This window comes from Pseudomonas sp. M20, from assembly GCF_045037865.1.
Classification (GTDB): Bacteria; Pseudomonadota; Gammaproteobacteria; order Pseudomonadales; family Pseudomonadaceae; genus Aquipseudomonas.
The window spans coordinates 5864399-5879375 of sequence record NZ_CP173611.1; the positions used below are offsets into that span (position 1 = coordinate 5864399).

The 14977-nt window shown below is 57.9% G+C and carries 17 protein-coding genes; 14 read left to right on the forward strand and 3 right to left on the reverse strand.

Annotation, left to right across the window (positions count from 1 at the left end):
• Positions 1-80: 80 nt before the first annotated feature.
• On the reverse strand, positions 81-770 hold the full coding sequence (gene phoB / locus ACI514_RS25945; RefSeq protein ID WP_007896474.1) for a phosphate regulon transcriptional regulator PhoB: 690 nt from the start codon (positions 768-770) through the stop codon (positions 81-83).
• A 151-nt stretch (positions 771-921) separates the two neighbouring features.
• Between phoB and ACI514_RS25950 the strand changes: the two genes are divergently transcribed.
• Positions 922-1305, forward strand: coding sequence for a hypothetical protein (locus ACI514_RS25950; protein WP_095119768.1), 384 nt, complete (start codon positions 922-924; stop codon positions 1303-1305).
• A gap of 111 nt (positions 1306-1416) precedes the next feature.
• Here ACI514_RS25950 and ubiA read toward each other — a convergent pair whose 3' ends face one another.
• Both ubiA and ACI514_RS25960 read right to left on the reverse strand, forming a co-directional pair.
• Positions 1417-2307 (reverse strand): 4-hydroxybenzoate octaprenyltransferase, encoded by an 891-nt coding sequence (gene ubiA / locus ACI514_RS25955; RefSeq protein ID WP_405122638.1) that lies wholly within the window; start codon positions 2305-2307, stop codon positions 1417-1419.
• Positions 2307-2867 (reverse strand): chorismate--pyruvate lyase family protein, encoded by a 561-nt coding sequence (locus ACI514_RS25960; protein ID WP_405122639.1) that lies wholly within the window; start codon positions 2865-2867, stop codon positions 2307-2309. Before ACI514_RS25960 ends, ubiA begins: the two co-directional genes overlap by 1 nt.
• Positions 2868-3067: 200 nt before the next feature.
• Between ACI514_RS25960 and ACI514_RS25965 the strand changes: the two genes are divergently transcribed.
• The 13 genes from ACI514_RS25965 to tssG all read left to right on the forward strand — a co-directional run bounded on the left by ACI514_RS25965 (position 3068) and on the right by tssG (position 14974).
• Positions 3068-3235, forward strand: coding sequence for a rubredoxin (locus ACI514_RS25965; RefSeq protein ID WP_341522075.1), 168 nt, complete (start codon positions 3068-3070; stop codon positions 3233-3235).
• Positions 3236-3255: 20 nt separating this feature from the next.
• Positions 3256-4404, forward strand: a complete 1149-nt coding sequence (locus ACI514_RS25970) for an NAD(P)/FAD-dependent oxidoreductase (RefSeq protein ID WP_160059954.1) — start codon at positions 3256-3258, stop codon at positions 4402-4404.
• Between the two features lie 190 nt (positions 4405-4594).
• Positions 4595-4870 (forward strand): HU family DNA-binding protein, encoded by a 276-nt coding sequence (locus ACI514_RS25975; RefSeq protein ID WP_003213368.1) that lies wholly within the window; start codon positions 4595-4597, stop codon positions 4868-4870.
• A 643-nt stretch (positions 4871-5513) separates the two neighbouring features.
• Entirely contained in the window at positions 5514-7076 is a 1563-nt protein-coding gene (gene tssA, locus ACI514_RS25980; protein WP_007920270.1) for a type VI secretion system protein TssA, read from the forward strand.
• A gap of 32 nt (positions 7077-7108) precedes the next feature.
• The gene (gene tssB, locus ACI514_RS25985; protein WP_003229587.1) at positions 7109-7612 is read left to right on the forward strand and encodes a type VI secretion system contractile sheath small subunit; all 504 of its coding nucleotides are present in this window, start codon (positions 7109-7111) and stop codon (positions 7610-7612) included.
• A 25-nt stretch (positions 7613-7637) separates the two neighbouring features.
• Complete coding sequence (tssC, locus tag ACI514_RS25990; RefSeq protein ID WP_007920272.1) at positions 7638-9113, forward strand: type VI secretion system contractile sheath large subunit; 1476 nt, start codon at positions 7638-7640, stop codon at positions 9111-9113.
• Between the two features lie 9 nt (positions 9114-9122).
• Positions 9123-9530 carry a type VI secretion system baseplate subunit TssE gene (gene tssE, locus ACI514_RS25995; protein WP_007920274.1) on the forward strand — a complete coding sequence of 136 codons (408 nt, stop codon included), beginning with the start codon at positions 9123-9125 and terminating at the stop codon, positions 9528-9530.
• 11 nt (positions 9531-9541) lie between these two features.
• Positions 9542-10066: a PAAR domain-containing protein gene (locus ACI514_RS26000; RefSeq protein WP_160059953.1), complete on the forward strand. Its 525-nt coding sequence runs from the start codon at positions 9542-9544 to the stop codon at positions 10064-10066.
• An 11-nt stretch (positions 10067-10077) separates the two neighbouring features.
• Entirely contained in the window at positions 10078-11070 is a 993-nt protein-coding gene (locus tag ACI514_RS26005; RefSeq protein ID WP_102356311.1) for a DUF6402 family protein, read from the forward strand.
• Positions 11067-11453 (forward strand): hypothetical protein, encoded by a 387-nt coding sequence (locus ACI514_RS26010; protein WP_146011287.1) that lies wholly within the window; start codon positions 11067-11069, stop codon positions 11451-11453. The genes ACI514_RS26005 and ACI514_RS26010 overlap by 4 nt, the downstream gene beginning before the upstream one ends.
• Positions 11454-11723: 270 nt before the next feature.
• Positions 11724-12146, forward strand: a complete 423-nt coding sequence (locus tag ACI514_RS26015; protein ID WP_160059952.1) for a hypothetical protein — start codon at positions 11724-11726, stop codon at positions 12144-12146.
• Between the two features lie 69 nt (positions 12147-12215).
• Positions 12216-14003, forward strand: a complete 1788-nt coding sequence (gene tssF / locus ACI514_RS26020) for a type VI secretion system baseplate subunit TssF (protein ID WP_160059951.1) — start codon at positions 12216-12218, stop codon at positions 14001-14003.
• On the forward strand, positions 13967-14974 hold the full coding sequence (tssG, locus tag ACI514_RS26025) for a type VI secretion system baseplate subunit TssG (protein WP_160059950.1): 1008 nt from the start codon (positions 13967-13969) through the stop codon (positions 14972-14974). The genes tssF and tssG overlap by 37 nt, the downstream gene beginning before the upstream one ends.
• The last annotated feature ends 3 nt before the right edge of the window (positions 14975-14977 follow it).

The following is a 14977-nucleotide window of genomic DNA, read 5'->3' on the forward strand; positions in this document are numbered from 1 at the left end:
CAAGTTTCAAGCTGCAAGCTACAAGTCAGAGCGGCTCGCTGTTGCTTGCCGCTTGTAGCTAGAAGCTTGCAGCTGTTTTTTTATGCTTTTGTGGAAAACCGGTAGCCGGTGCCGCGCACGGTTTGTACCAGATTTTCGTAAGCGTCGCCGAGGGCCTTGCGCAGGCGGCGGATGTGCACGTCGACGGTGCGTTCTTCAACGTAGACGTTGCCGCCCCAGACCTGATCCAGCAACTGGCCACGGGTGTAGGCGCGTTCCTGGTGGGTCATGAAGAATTGCAGCAGACGGTATTCGGTCGGGCCCATCTCGGCGGGTTTGCCGTCGATGGTCACGCGGTGGCTGATCGGGTCGAGCAGCAGGCCGCCGACTTCGATCGGTGCTTCGCCGTCGGTCGGGCCGGCGCGACGCAGCACGGCTTTCAGGCGGGCAACCAGTTCGCGCGGGGAAAACGGTTTGGTGATGTAGTCGTCGGCGCCGACTTCAAGCCCCTGGATCTTGTTGTCCTCTTCGCCCTTGGCGGTGAGCATGATGATCGGGATGTCCCCGGTCAGCTCATCGCGCTTCAGGCGACGGGCCAGTTCGATACCGGAGGTGCCGGGCAGCATCCAGTCGAGCAGGATCAGGTCCGGCTTGCGGTCGACGATGATGGCGTGGGCCTGCTGCGAGTTCTCTGCCTCGAGGCAGTCATAGCCGGCCATTTCCAACGCAACGGCGATCATTTCGCGAATGGGCGCTTCGTCGTCGACGATCAGAATGCTCCTGCCAACCATGCCTTAATCCTCTTGTCATTTAACTGTCTTGCGCCGCATTAGATAACGGAATTATTGCAGTCGTGTGACAGTATTTTAGTCCGACGGCGATTGTGCAAATCCTGAACTAAGCTCTAAGTCCGAATCCTGACAACCACAAAAGAAGGTTTCCATGACTCAAATGACTGTTTCTTTTAAAGCACTGCTGATGGCTGCCGCCCTGACTCTGCCTGGATTTGCGCTGGCCGCGGATCCGGCGATGGAGAAGGACGGCATGTACACCGATCACAAGGGCATGACCCTGTACACCTTCGCCAAGGACTCGGGCGGCAAGTCCATGTGCAACGACAAATGCGCAACCAACTGGCCGCCGTTGATGGCGACAGCGGGTGACAAGTCGATGGGTGACTGGACCGTGATCACTCGCGATGATGGCAGCAAGCAGTGGGCTTACCAGGGCATGCCGCTGTACACCTTCGTGATGGACAAGAAAGCCGGCGACATGACCGGTGACGGCAAAATGGACGGCGCGTGGAAAGTCGCCAAGGCCAAGTAAACGCTGCCCCTGTAGGAGTGAGCCTGCTCGCGATAGCGGTTTATCAGTCGACATTTTCGTTAACTGATACACCGCTATCGCGAGCAGGCTCACTCCTACATTGATTTGTGTTTAGCGCAGTGCGTAATCCAGCACGATCCCGACGAAAATCGCCAATCCGGCCCAGTGGTTGTGCAAAAACGCTTTGAAGCAGCGCATCCGGTCGCGATCCCGCGTGTACCAGAACTCCCACGCATAACACCCGGCAGCCACCAGCAAGCCGAGATGGAACCAGACGCCCAGCTCGAACTTCGATCCCGCCAGCAACAGGCAGCCCAGCGACAGCGCCTGCAAACTGAGGATGATCACCCGATCCGCCTCGCCAAACAGAATCGCCGTCGACTTCACGCCAATCTTCAAGTCGTCATCGCGGTCGGTCATCGCGTAATAGGTGTCGTAACCCACCGTCCAAAGCAGGTTGGCGATCCATAGCAGCCACGCTGCCGCCGGCAACTCACCGGTCTCGGCAGTGAACGCCATCGGCATCCCCCACGAGAATGCCGCGCCCAGCACCACTTGCGGGTAATAGGTGTAGCGCTTCATGAACGGATAAGTGAACGCCAACGCCAGACCACCGAGCGACAGCCAGATCGTCGGCGCATTGGTGCACAGCACCAGCAGAAAACTCACGCCCATCAACAGGGCGAAGAACACCAGCGCTTCTTTCGAACTGATTCTGCCAGCCGCCAATGGTCGTTGTGCGGTGCGTTTGACGTGGCCGTCGACCTTGCGATCGGCCCAGTCGTTGATCACGCAGCCACCGGCGCGGGTCAAGATCACGCCGAGGACGAAAATCACGATGTTGGCCAGCGACGGCGAGCCTTTGCCGGCAATCCACAGTGCCCACAGGGTCGGCCACAGCAGCAGGTAAATGCCGATCGGCTTGTCCATCCGGGTTAACTGAATGAAATCCCAGGCGCGCGGGTTCAATCGATTCAGCGACTTGAGCAGGCTCTGATACATCAGATGTTCTCCGGATGGGCGCGGGCGGCGGTCCACAGGCTCGGCAGGAAGATTTCCGCGACCAGGACGCTCAGCGCGCCACGATCAAAGCGCGAACGCCGGCCCCACAGCTCAGGCGTTTTTGCCGCTTGAGGCAGCCATTGTTCAGGGTAGTGGCAAACTTCGAGGGCGCGGCGCTGGAACGCCTGATCGCAAAACAGCAATTCGCCCAGCGAGCGGCTGCCCAGTTCGTCCATGTGCAAACCGTCGCCCTGCAAGGCGGCGCGCGAAGCGACGCTGCGGGCAAACACCCAAGCCTCGCCGTGGCCACGCAAATACACCTCGCGCACCCAGCCTTCGCTGCCCTCGGCCAGATCCAGCGCAGCGCATTCGTCAGCGCGCAGGGTGTCCCAGCCTTCAAACAGTGGTGTGACGCTGAAGCCGTTATTGGACAGCCGGGTCAGGCGGCGGGTGAGGGAGCCTTCGTCGAACAACCAGTCGAGGGTCACCGAATCGGGGAGGGGCGTCAGTCGGCTTTGGGTCAGCCAGAGCGGGGTCGGGCAGGCATTTGAATGTTGCACAATGAGTCATTATTGGCCGCAAATGAGGCGGCGAGCTTACCATGGCGAGCTGCGATATTGATTGGCCCGGGGCGCCATTGCGCCGAACAGACTTGCATCTGCCCGGCACCATCAGTACAAAACGCCCTGAGCCGGATGGCAGCGCAACTCCATCGACCGTCCGCGCCGGCACTAAGCCTGAACCCTGAGGAAGTACCTGAATGAAAAAGTGGCAATGCATCGTCTGTGGCCTGATCTACAACGAAGCCGACGGCTGGCCGGATGACGGCATTGCGCCGGGCACCCTGTGGCAAGACGTACCGGAAGACTGGCTGTGCCCGGACTGCGGTGTCGGCAAAATCGACTTCGAAATGATCGAAATCAACTAAACACAATCAAGGAGTAAGGCATGAGCGCACCTGTCGTCATCATTGGCACTGGCCTTGCGGGCTACAACCTGGCCCGGGAGTTTCGCAAACTCGACAGCGAAACCCCGCTGCTGCTGATTACCGCCGATGACGGCCGCTCTTACTCCAAGCCGATGCTCTCCACCGGTTTCGGCAAGAACAAAGACGCCGACGGCCTGAGCATGGCCGAACCGGGCGCGATGGCCGAGCAGTTGAAGGCCGAGGTGCGCACTCATACGCGCATCAGCGGCATCGACGCCGGCCACAAGCGCTTGTGGATTGGCGAGGAGGCGGTGTACTACCGCGACCTGATCCTCGCCTGGGGCGCAGAAACCGTGCGTGTGCCCATCGAAGGCGATGGCGCCGATCTGGTGTTCCCGATCAATGATCTTGAAGACTACGCACGTTTCCGCGCCGCTGCGGCGGGCAAGCGTCGGGTGCTGCTGCTCGGTGCTGGCCTGATTGGCTGCGAGTTTGCCAATGACCTGATTCTTGGCGGCTACGAAGTGCAACTGGTGGCGCCGTGCGAACAAGTCATGCCGATGCTGCTGCACCCGGCCGCTGCGGCAGCGGTGCAGGCCGGGCTGGAAAGCCTCGGTGCGAAATTCCACCTCGGTCCGGTGCTGACCCGATTGCAGAGAGTTGCCGACGGCCTCGAAGCGCATCTGTCCGACGGCCAGGTCATTCCTTGCGACGTGGTGGTTTCGGCCATCGGCTTGCGCCCGCGTATCGATCTGGCGGCGGCCGCTGGCGTACAGGTCAACCGCGGCGTCGTGGTGGATCGCCATCTGAAAACCTCCCACGCCAACATCTACGCCTTGGGCGATTGTGCCGAAGTCGATGGGCTGAATCTGCTGTACGTGATGCCCCTCATGAGTTGTGCGCGAGCACTGGCACAAACCCTCGCCGGAAACCCGACCGCGGTGAGCTACGGCCCGATGCCGATCACCGTTAAAACCCCGGTGTGCCCACTGGTGGTTTCGCCGCCGCCACGGGGCAGCGAAGGCGTCTGGACGGTTGAAGGGCAGGGCGCCGACATCAAAGCCTTGTGCCACAGCGCAGACGGTCAATTGCTTGGTTACACGCTGACAGGCGCGGCAGTCATGGAAAAACTCGCCCTGAACAAACAGCTTCCGGCGCTGCTGGCGTAAATACCGGTCGTTCTGTCGGAATCACCCCGCTTTTGCCCCGACAAAGGTCGCGGGGAGACTGGCGCCGCCGGTATCCGCGTGCCATTCTCACTCCCGTCTGCCGCAGAGTAGAGCCTGCGGCGCCTTGGGCGCTGTTCCAACGAGAACAGCACGGACATAACAACAAAAAACCGTCAAAGGGGCTTCACTAATGCGTAAACCAGAACTCGCCGCTGCAATCGCTGAAAAAGCAGATCTGACCAAAGAGCAGGCCAACCGCGTACTCAACGCCGTTCTCGAAGAAATCACCGGCGCTCTGCACCGCAAGGACAGCGTGACGCTGGTCGGCTTCGGCACCTTCCTGCAGCGCCACCGCGGCGCCCGCACCGGCAAAAACCCGCAGACCGGCGAACCGGTCAAAATCAAGGCCAGCAACACCGTGGCGTTCAAGCCAGGCAAATCGTTGAAAGACAGCGTCAATCCTTAATTGCGGCGAACTCCTCGAATAACGGGGAGAACCGCAGAAAAAAATGGGCACACCGATTGCGGTCGGGTGCCCATTTTTTATGCCTGCCGATTTATTCTGGCGTGAAGCCTTAATAAAGGCCGACTGACTGATTGCGTTTGTTGGCTATCGATCAGCCTCACACAGTTAAATCAATACTCTATATATAAAAGCCATCATATTGATGGCACTTTCTGAGTTGTTGGTTGTCTCGCTGTGATTTGTTGAAACAACACTGAAGTCTTTCGGAATCATCCTACATCCGATTTTTTCAAAACCCGTCATGCTCCGCGTCTTTCTCGCCTGCCCCGGTTTCCGGTGATCGATGGCAGTTGGAACGATCGCTCTAAATCAAGCTTTCCCGGTGTTTTGTACGGGTATGCGAATATAAACAGAGCATCGGGGATTCCCTGACTGAATATAGGGAAACCTCCTACAACAAACAAAGAACACTTCGTCTTGTTGTTTAATCAGATGCTTGCTAGTGGCCATCATAGTGATTACGATGCGCCCACTTGAAAGAGCACATCTCAATTGGATGAGTCGCACCACCGCTCTTCGATACTGTCCCGCGCCACGGTTACTCCAATAGGCGCCTGACTGTAATCCTTAATAAAGGCCATGGATGTCCTACTCAAGCAAACTTTCCGCCCATTACCTCGAACTCGCTAAAGTCTCTGTTTCCAAAGAGAATTTCGCGGGCGAAGACGTTCGTTTTTCGAGCGAATTCGAGGCGCTGGAAAGCGAGCTGGCCAAAGCCTCTTCGATGCACGAAAGCGGGCAGATCGACTGGCTGAAAATTCGCGAAAACAGCGAAAATCTGCTGCGTACCCAATCCAAGGATTTGCGTGTCGGCGCCTGGCTGACCTGGTCGCTGTACCAGCGCGAATCCTTCCCCGGGCTGCTGGCCGGGCTCGGGTTGCTGCACCATCTGTCGGAAAACAACTGGGCCGACGTTCACCCGCTCAAACCCCGCACCCGTGCCGCCGCCATCGGCTGGCTGGTGCCGCGTCTCGAGCAGGTCATCACCGAAAACATTGCGATCAAAGAGCAGTTGCCGATGTTCCGGCAGCTGTCCGAGCACCTGTCCGGTCTCGAAGCGGCTTGTGCTGAGCACTTGGGTGATGACTCGCCGCTGTTGCTGCCGATTTCCCGTCGCCTGAAAACCATGATCCAGCGCGCGGCCGACAACCAACCGGCCCCCGGCGTTGTGGGTGCGGCAGTGGCGCAGGTCAAGCAGGCCGCGAGCCAGTTGCTCACCCCTGGCGCACCGATCGATAACGAACGAGACGCGCACAAAGCCCTGCGCGCCCAACAGGAAAGCGCGCGTCCGCTGTGCGCCTGGTGGCTCAAGCAGAAAGCCACCGACCTGCGCGCCCTGCGCCTCAATCGCACGCTGTTGTGGATGACCATCGACGCGGTGCCGGAGCGCAACGCCGAGCAGATCACCGTATTGCGCGGTCTGCCGCTGGAAAAACTCAAGCTCTATCAGGACCGTTTCGATCAGGGCAAATACGCTGATCTGCTGGTGGAACTGGAGGCGAGCCTGGCGAAGGCGCCGTTCTGGTTCGATGGCCAGAGGATGGTCTGGGAATGTCTCCAGAACCTCAACGCCGAGTTGGCAATGCGCGAAGTGGAAATCCACTTCGCGCTTTTGGTTCAACGGCTGCCCGGCATTGTCGAGTTGCGTTTCCATGACGGCGCGCCGTTTGCCGATCCGTCCACCCGCGCGTGGATCGCCGCCAACGTCATGCCGCACCTGCAAAGCGCCAGCGCGCCGCGCAAGGTCGAAAGCGAAAACGTCGAAACCCAGCCGGCTTGGGAAAAGGCCCTCGAAGAAGTCCTGCCGCTGCTGCGCAAGGAAGGCCTGAAGCCTGCCGTGCAGACGCTCAAGCAGGGTTTGCAATCCGCTCACGGTGGGCGCGAACGCTTCTTCTGGCAGTTCGCCCTCGCACGCCTGTGCTTCATGGCCAAGAAATACGAACTGGCCAAGAACCAGCTGGAAACCCTCGATCAGACATTACAGGACTCAGGCCTGCACGCCTGGGAGCCCGATCTTGCATTGGAAGTGCTGCATCTACTGCATAGCTGCTGCGAGTTATTGCCGCAGAACCATGCCGTACGTGAACGCAAGGAAGAGATTTATCGCAGGCTGTGCCACCTCGACCTCGAAGTGGTACTCGAATAGGCCCCAGGGCCACAACCGCAAGGAGAAAAGCCATGGCCAAAGAAGGCTCGGTAGCCCCCAAGGAACGCATCAACGTCACCTTCAAACCCGCCACCGGCGGTGCTCAGGAAGAGATTGAACTGCCGCTGAAGCTGCTGGCAATCGGTGACTACACCCACCGCAAGGACGATCGCAAAATCGAAGATCGCAAGCCGATCAGCATCGACAAGATGACCTTCGACGAAGTGTTGGCCAAGCAAGAACTGGGTCTGACGCTGAGCGTGCCGAACCGTCTGCAGGAAGATGGCGAGGCCGACGAGCTGGCTGTGCAACTGCGCGTCAATTCGATGAAGGACTTCAACCCGGCCAGCCTGGTCGAGCAAGTGCCTGAGCTGAAAAAACTGATGGAACTGCGCGATGCGCTGGTGGCCCTCAAAGGCCCGCTGGGTAACGCACCTGCGTTCCGTAAAGCGATCGAAGGCGTGCTCGCCGACGACGAATCCCGCGGTCGCGTACTCGGTGAGCTGGGCCTGAACGCCGCAGCCCCGGACGCCTGAGACTCCAGCCAAGGAAGCCAACACAATGAGCACTAGCGCAGCACAAGAGAAGAGCGCCGGCAACGGCGAGTACAGCATTCTCGACAGCATCATCGCCGAAACCCGTCTGACTCCGGACGACGAAGCCTACGACATCGCCAAGCGTGGCGTGTCGGCGTTCATCGAAGAACTGCTCAAGCCGCAGAACAACGGTGAGCCGGTCAAGAAGGCCATGGTTGACCGCATGATCGCCGAGATCGATGCCAAGCTCAGCCGTCAGATGGACGAAATCCTGCACCACCCGGATTTCCAGGCTCTGGAATCGTCGTGGCGTGGTCTGCAGTTGCTGGTCGACCGCACCAACTTCCGCGAAAACATCAAGATCGAAATCCTCAACGTCTCCAAAGAAGACCTGCTGGACGATTTCGAAGATTCGCCAGAAGTCATGCAGTCGGGCCTGTACAAGCACATCTACACCGCTGAATACGGCCAGTTCGGTGGTCAGCCTGTGGGCGCGATCATCGCTAACTACTACATGTCGCCAAGCTCGCCAGACGTCAAGCTGATGCAGTACGTGGCCAGCGTTTCGTGCATGTCGCACGCGCCGTTCATCGCTGCTGCCGGCCCGAAATTCTTCGGCCTGGAAAGCTTCACCGGCCTGCCAGATCTGAAAGATCTGAAAGACCACTTCGAAGGCCCGCAATTCGCCAAATGGCAGAGCTTCCGTACCTCGGAAGACTCCCGCTACGTTGGTCTGACCGTGCCGCGTTTCCTGCTGCGTAACCCGTACGATCCGGAAGAAAACCCGGTCAAATCGTTCGTGTACAAGGAAACCGTTGCCAACAGCCACGAGCACTACCTGTGGGGCAACACCGCTTACGCGTTCGGCACCAAGCTGACCGACAGCTTCGCCAAATTCCGCTGGTGCCCGAACATCATCGGCCCACAGAGCGGTGGCGCGGTTGAAGACCTGCCTCTGCACCATTTCGAAAGCATGGGCGAAATCGAAACCAAGATCCCTACTGAGGTTCTGGTTTCCGACCGTCGTGAATACGAACTGGCCGAGGAAGGCTTCATCTCCCTGACCATGCGTAAAGGCTCCGACAACGCGGCGTTCTTCTCCGCCAGCTCGGTGCAGAAGCCGAAGTTCTTCGGCATCAGCGCAGAAGGCAAGGCTGCAGAGCTGAACTACAAGCTCGGCACCCAACTGCCGTACATGATGATCGTCAACCGCCTGGCTCACTACTTGAAAGTGCTGCAGCGCGAGCAACTCGGTTCGTGGAAAGAGCGTACCGATCTCGAGCTGGAACTGAACAAGTGGATCCGTCAGTACGTTGCCGACCAGGAAAACCCGAGCGCCGAAGTCCGTGGCCGTCGTCCGCTGCGCGCTGCGCAAGTGATCGTCAGCGACGTTGAAGGCGAGCCGGGCTGGTACCGCGTGAGCTTGAACGTGCGTCCGCACTTCAAGTACATGGGTGCCGATTTCACCCTGTCGCTGGTTGGCAAGCTGGACAAAGAGTAAGAGCGACTCATGGACGGATACGGCAGCCTGTTCGAACGCCTCAACGGCGACGCGCAACTACGCAAGGGCAACAGCCTTGAGGCTTGTGCCATGGCGTCAGTGGCTGCCCATCTGGCCAAAATGCTCAGCACCCGGGCCGGCAGCGTGCAAACGCTGGCCGACTACGGGTTGCCCGATCTCAATGACATGCGTCTGAGCCTGCACGACTCCCTGAGTCAGGCCCGTCTGGCCATCGAAAACTTCATCGAAGCCTACGAGCCGCGCCTGAGCAATGTGCGTGTCATTTCCCTGCCGCGTGACCACGATCAGCTTCGCCTCGCCTTCAGCATCGAAGGCCTGCTGGAAGTAGAAGGGTTCAAGCGTCAGGTCAGTTTTTCCGCGCGCCTGGATGGCAGCGGACAAGTGAAGGTCACCTAAGGAGAACCCCGATGTCTGGCAAACCTGCAGCACGCGTATCCGACCCCACCGCTTGCCCACTTCCAGGCCACGGTACCAACCCGATCGCCGCCGGTTCCGGCGACGTGTTCTTCGACGGCCTCGCGGCCGCCCGTGAAGGCGATGCCTCTGCGTGTGGTGGTGCGATGGTCGGGGGCCTTGCCACGACGGTAAAAATCAACGGTAAATCTGCTGTCACCGTCGATTCTGAAGGTACGCATGGCAACAAGGTTACGGCAGGTTCCGGAACGGTGATTATCGGCAATTCGCATTCGCCGGCGCCGTTTGTGCCGCCGTTGCCGGTGGAGATTCAGTGGCCGTTCAGCCAGCACTTTGTTGTTCGTAATCCTAGGAATGGAGCACCGGTTGCTGACCGGTCATACACATTGCGTACAGCCTCCGGTAAGGAGGTCAAGGGCGTTACTGATGCGCAAGGCCGAACGAAGCCTATCGCTTCTCACCTTGCTGAAAGTGTCACGCTTATCGTCGAAGAACAGTCTTCGCTCGTGATTGCTTAAGGGACTATCACATGCCGGCACCCACTCCTGTAACAGCTCAGCTCACCCCTTCCTCTGACAAGAAGCCTGCGGAGGCGGCTGTCGATAGCTTCCAGATCACAGATATTCCGGGTGTGATGAGGAAAATGGGCTGGAAGGAAAGTGCTCGACTCATGCAGCGCTGGTTCGACGGTGCGCCTTTTGAGATGTCCCCAAGCGAGAAACGGGGGCGTCTCGCTGTTGACAAGATCACCGCAGAAAAGCTGTTTGATGATTTGGATTTTGAATGGCTCACCTCCTCCTCGCCCCACACAGGTGAAACCATCAAGGAGCTTCTTGCGAAGGCCACAAGCCCCAGTCAATACAATGAGTTTATCGGTCGTCAGCGAGGACTAACGCAGTTAGCACCGGGACTTTTGCAATTTATGACTTGCATGAGAACACTCGGAGTTCTTGATGAAACTGGCCAGGATCTCGTAAGGGGCGCTCATGACTACAGTGCCTTGAGCGCAAGAATGCTGGAGACTGCTACCCAATATAATTTTCGATCGATAGGGATTACCACTTCGGAAAAGAAGAATAATCCACTTGATGACGTGTACGGTACTTTGGGTGGATTCGTGGTTAAGTTTGCAGTCACGAAATTCAGTACAACTCCCAAGACGAAAAAAATGCCTGCTACATTAACGATTGAAGAGATTGGGTGTTATGTACGTGATACCTATGAGTTTTTGAATGAAGATGGTGACGATCAGTTGCTCGGATACTGGAATCACGACGGTGTTGTCAGGCCTAGCGTTTATGCATATTTAACTTCGCCAAAAACATACGAAGTTGAGGGGCAGCTTTATTTCAAGGTGACCAACGATAGCTACAACAGTTACCGCAATAGTTTTGGAAAGGGTGGTGATTTGTTTGTGTACTCTACGGTCAAGAAAATCCCCGTATCAATTCATCATCGTTTCACCGCTGCAGACTTTGCCGAATTTTCGCAACGATCGATCAAGCCAAAGGCGATGCCATGAAAGCTTCACCTAAAAATTGGGTCTTGATTCTTTCACTGTGCGCGCTTGTGCCGGTTTTGATTCTTTTGAGCTTGAAGGTGCTTAGCTCGAAGGCCGCGAAGCCTCTGTACGTTGACTGGAATGAATCTGGTAGTTGCTATATCGCAACCTATGTGCCCAATTACAATTTTTTGGGCGTAGTGGTCGGGCGTGTTTTCAAGTATTTCAGCAGTCCGTATTTTTATCGTGTTTATACAAAAAATGATGATCTGCTAAAAACATCAGAATGGTATCTCTGGCGGGACGAGGGCAGTCCCGGTATTGCCCCTGAGTTTCGTGGAGAGATGATTGTTTATCCAGGCTCTGAAGGCTGGGAAAGTTGGATAGTTTCAGAGTGTCGTTAATGCCTGATTTCAAAAATAGGTTGGCCTCGTCAACTGAGAAAGTAGGAGAACGGTAAGCATGGATGCAATGAGTTTACAGGGGTATCTGGCCGGCGTTGCTGACAGTGACCTGTTTGGCTGTCTGGCGGTATTGAGTTTGGTATTGCTACTGACAGCTTCGCATCGCGCGGCTCGACGCTCACGCCTTCACCGTGCCCTAACGCTTTCGGTTTTGGCCGCTGTTGTAGCTATTCATGGCTTTGGATCGTGGTACGGAAATCTGGGACCAGCATGAGCAACTACACCCGTCTTGCCAGTTGCTTGTTTTTCCATGCCGTGGGGTGTGTGGCCTACGTGTTTTTGAATAATGCAGTCGTACATGCCTACAAGCATCTGAACGGCGGGTTCACCACCCGTGGAGTTGCCATCGGTATGGCCAGCTACGCGCTGTTTTACATTTTTCTTGGTGTCAATTTGATAGCTGCGCTGATCCCGAATCTTGTCGCCAAGCTGGTGATCCTGAGCCTTATGGTGGGCTTCATCCTGCTTTGGATGCTACCCGACAACCCACTGAGAGCCTTGTTTTATGGTGTGGCTCAAGGTTGCGTCACGTTGCTGGCAATCCTCGCTTCTCAAGTTGTCGAGTTGCGTTGGGCATCGCGAAACAAGGTCGGGCGCATCCAGCCGAGCCAGCCTGAGAGTGCCATCCAATGATCAGGTCAGGTATCGAGCGTAATCATCAGGTTGGTATTTCCATAAGTTCCACTACCAGGCAGATAACCCGTGTCCTTTAACCACTACTACCAAAGCGAACTCACCGCACTGCGCCAACTCGGTCGCCGTTTCGCCGAGCGTAGTCCGGCGTTGGCGCCGTATCTGGGCCAGGCAGGGCGGGATCCGGACGTGGAGCGGTTGCTCGAAGGCTTTGCGTTTCTGACTGGGCGGCTGCGCCAGAAGCTCGATGACGAGCTGCCGGAACTCAGCCATTCGTTGATGCAATTGCTCTGGCCGAACTACATGCGCCCGCTGCCGGCGTTCAGCATTTTGCAGTTCGATCCGCTCAAGCGTTCCGGGCCGGCGTTGCGCGTCGAGCGTGATACGCCGGTTGAAAGCAAGCCGATCGAAGACGTGCGTTGCCGCTTCCGCACTTGCTATCCGACCGAAGTGTTGCCCCTCGATCTGGCCGCACTGAACTACTCGGTGAAGGGCGACGGCTCGCTGCTCAGCCTGCGTCTGGAAATGAGCGCCGACGGCCACCTCGGTGAGCTGGAACTGAGCAAACTGCGTCTGCACTTTGCCGGCGAGCGCTATATCAGCCAGATGCTCTACCTGAGCCTGCTGCGCAACCTCGAAGGCATCGAACTGATCCCGCTCGACGGTGCCGGCAAACCGATCGATGGCGTCAGCGGCAAGCCGATGGCGTTCAAGATTCCCGGTGATCGAGTCAAACCGGTGGGCTTTGCCGAAGAAGAAGCGCTGATCCCGTATCCGCTGAACACCTTCCGTGGCTATCGCTACCTGCAGGAATACTTCGCCTTCCAGGACAAGTTTCTGTTCGTCGACGTCAACGGTCTGGACATTATCAACGCGCTGCCGGAAGACACCCTCAAGCAGATGCGTGGCCTGGAGTTGCGCTTCGACATTCGCAAGAGCGGCATCATGCGCATGCGACCGACGCTGGATAATGTGAAGCTGTTCTGCACGCCGATTGCCAACCTGTTCGCCCACGATGCTTTGCCGATTCGCCTCGACGGCAAACAGGATGAATACCTGTTGCTCCCAGCGGAATACGATCTGGAAAACTGCGGCGTGTTCTCGGTGGAAACCGTGACCGGCTGGAAGCCCGGCGGTCTCGGTTATCAGGAATACGTGCCGTTCGAATCCTTCGAACACGACCCGAGTTTCGACGTGCCCAACAGCCGTCCGCATTACAGCATCCGCCAGCGTTCGTCCTTGCTGCACGACGGTCTCGACACCTATCTGAGCTTCGGCATCCGCCACACCGAAGCCCACGAAACCCTGTCGATCGAGCTGATCTGCACCAACCAGAACCTGCCGCGCAAGCTCAAGCTTGGCGACATCTGCATGGCCTGCGAAGAGACGCCGGAGTTCCTCAGTTTCCGCAACATCACCCCGGCCACTTCCAGTTTCGCGCCACCGCTGAACCGTGACTTCCTGTGGAAGCTGATCAGCAACATGTCGCTTAACTATCTGTCGCTGGCCGACGTCAATGCGTTGAAGGTGATTCTCGAAACCTACGACCTGCCGCGCTACTACGACCAGCACGCGGAGAAGGTCAGCAAACGCCTGCTCGGCGGCCTCAAGCACATCAAGCATCACCACGTTGACCGCTTGCACCGTGGGTTGCCGGTGCGCGGTTTGCGCACCGAACTGACCATCGACCCGGAAGGGTATATCGGCGAAGGCGACCTGTTCGTTTTCGCTTCGGTTCTTAACGAGTTTTTCGCGCTTTACGCCAGTCTCAATTCATTCCATGAGCTGCGCGTAAAAAGCACACAGGGAGAGGTGTACCAATGGACACCACGTATGGGCCTGCAGCCCCTGCTTTAAGCGGGCTGACCAAGGTAATACGCGAGTACTCGCTGTTTCAGGCCGTGCTGCTGGTGATCGACCGGCTGCGCGAGGCACACCCGCACCTGAGCGAAGACGATCTGTACGACCATGTGGAGTTCCAGGCCAACCCGAGCCTGGGCTTTCCGCGCAGCGACGTCGATCGCGTCGAGTTCTTCGAAGAGCATGGGCAGATGCGCGCGCGCGTGCGTTTCAACCTGATCGGCCTGGTCGGCTCGGGCTCGCCGTTGCCGGCGTTCTACGGCGAACAAGCCTTGGGCGACAGCGAGGACGGCAACCCGACGCGCAACTTCCTCGACCTGTTCCACCATCGCCTGCAACGGCTGATGCTGCCGATCTGGCGCAAGTATCGCTATCGCGCAAGTTTCCAGAGCGGCGCGCTCGACCCGTTTTCGGCGCAGCTGTTTGCGCTGATCGGTCTCGGCGGCGACGAGATCCGCAAGGCCAAGGAACTCAACTGGAAGCGCCTGCTGCCGTACCTCGGCCTGCTCAGCTTGCGCGCGCACTCGGCGGCGCTGATCGAAGCCGTGCTGCGTTACTACTTCAAGCACGAAGACCTGGTCATCGAGCAGTGCATCGAGCGCCGCGTAGAAATTCTCGAAGAGCAGCGCAATCGTTTGGGTCGTGCCAACAGCCTGCTCGGTGAAGACCTTGTGCTCGGTGAACACGTGCGCGACCGCAGCGGCAAATTCCGCATTCACATCACCGAACTCGATTGGCAGCGATTCCATGAATTCCTGCCGATCGGTTTCGGTTACCAGCCGCTCTGCGCGCTGGTGCGGTTCACCTTGCGTGACCCGCTCGATTACGACATCCGCCTGGTGTTGCGCCAGGAAGAAATCCGCGAACTGCGCATCGGTGAGCAGAACGCCTGTCGCCTCGGTTGGACCAGTTGGCTGGGCCGCGAAAAAGCGGACGGCGTGGTGACCCTGGGCAGCAAAATTCATTAAGGA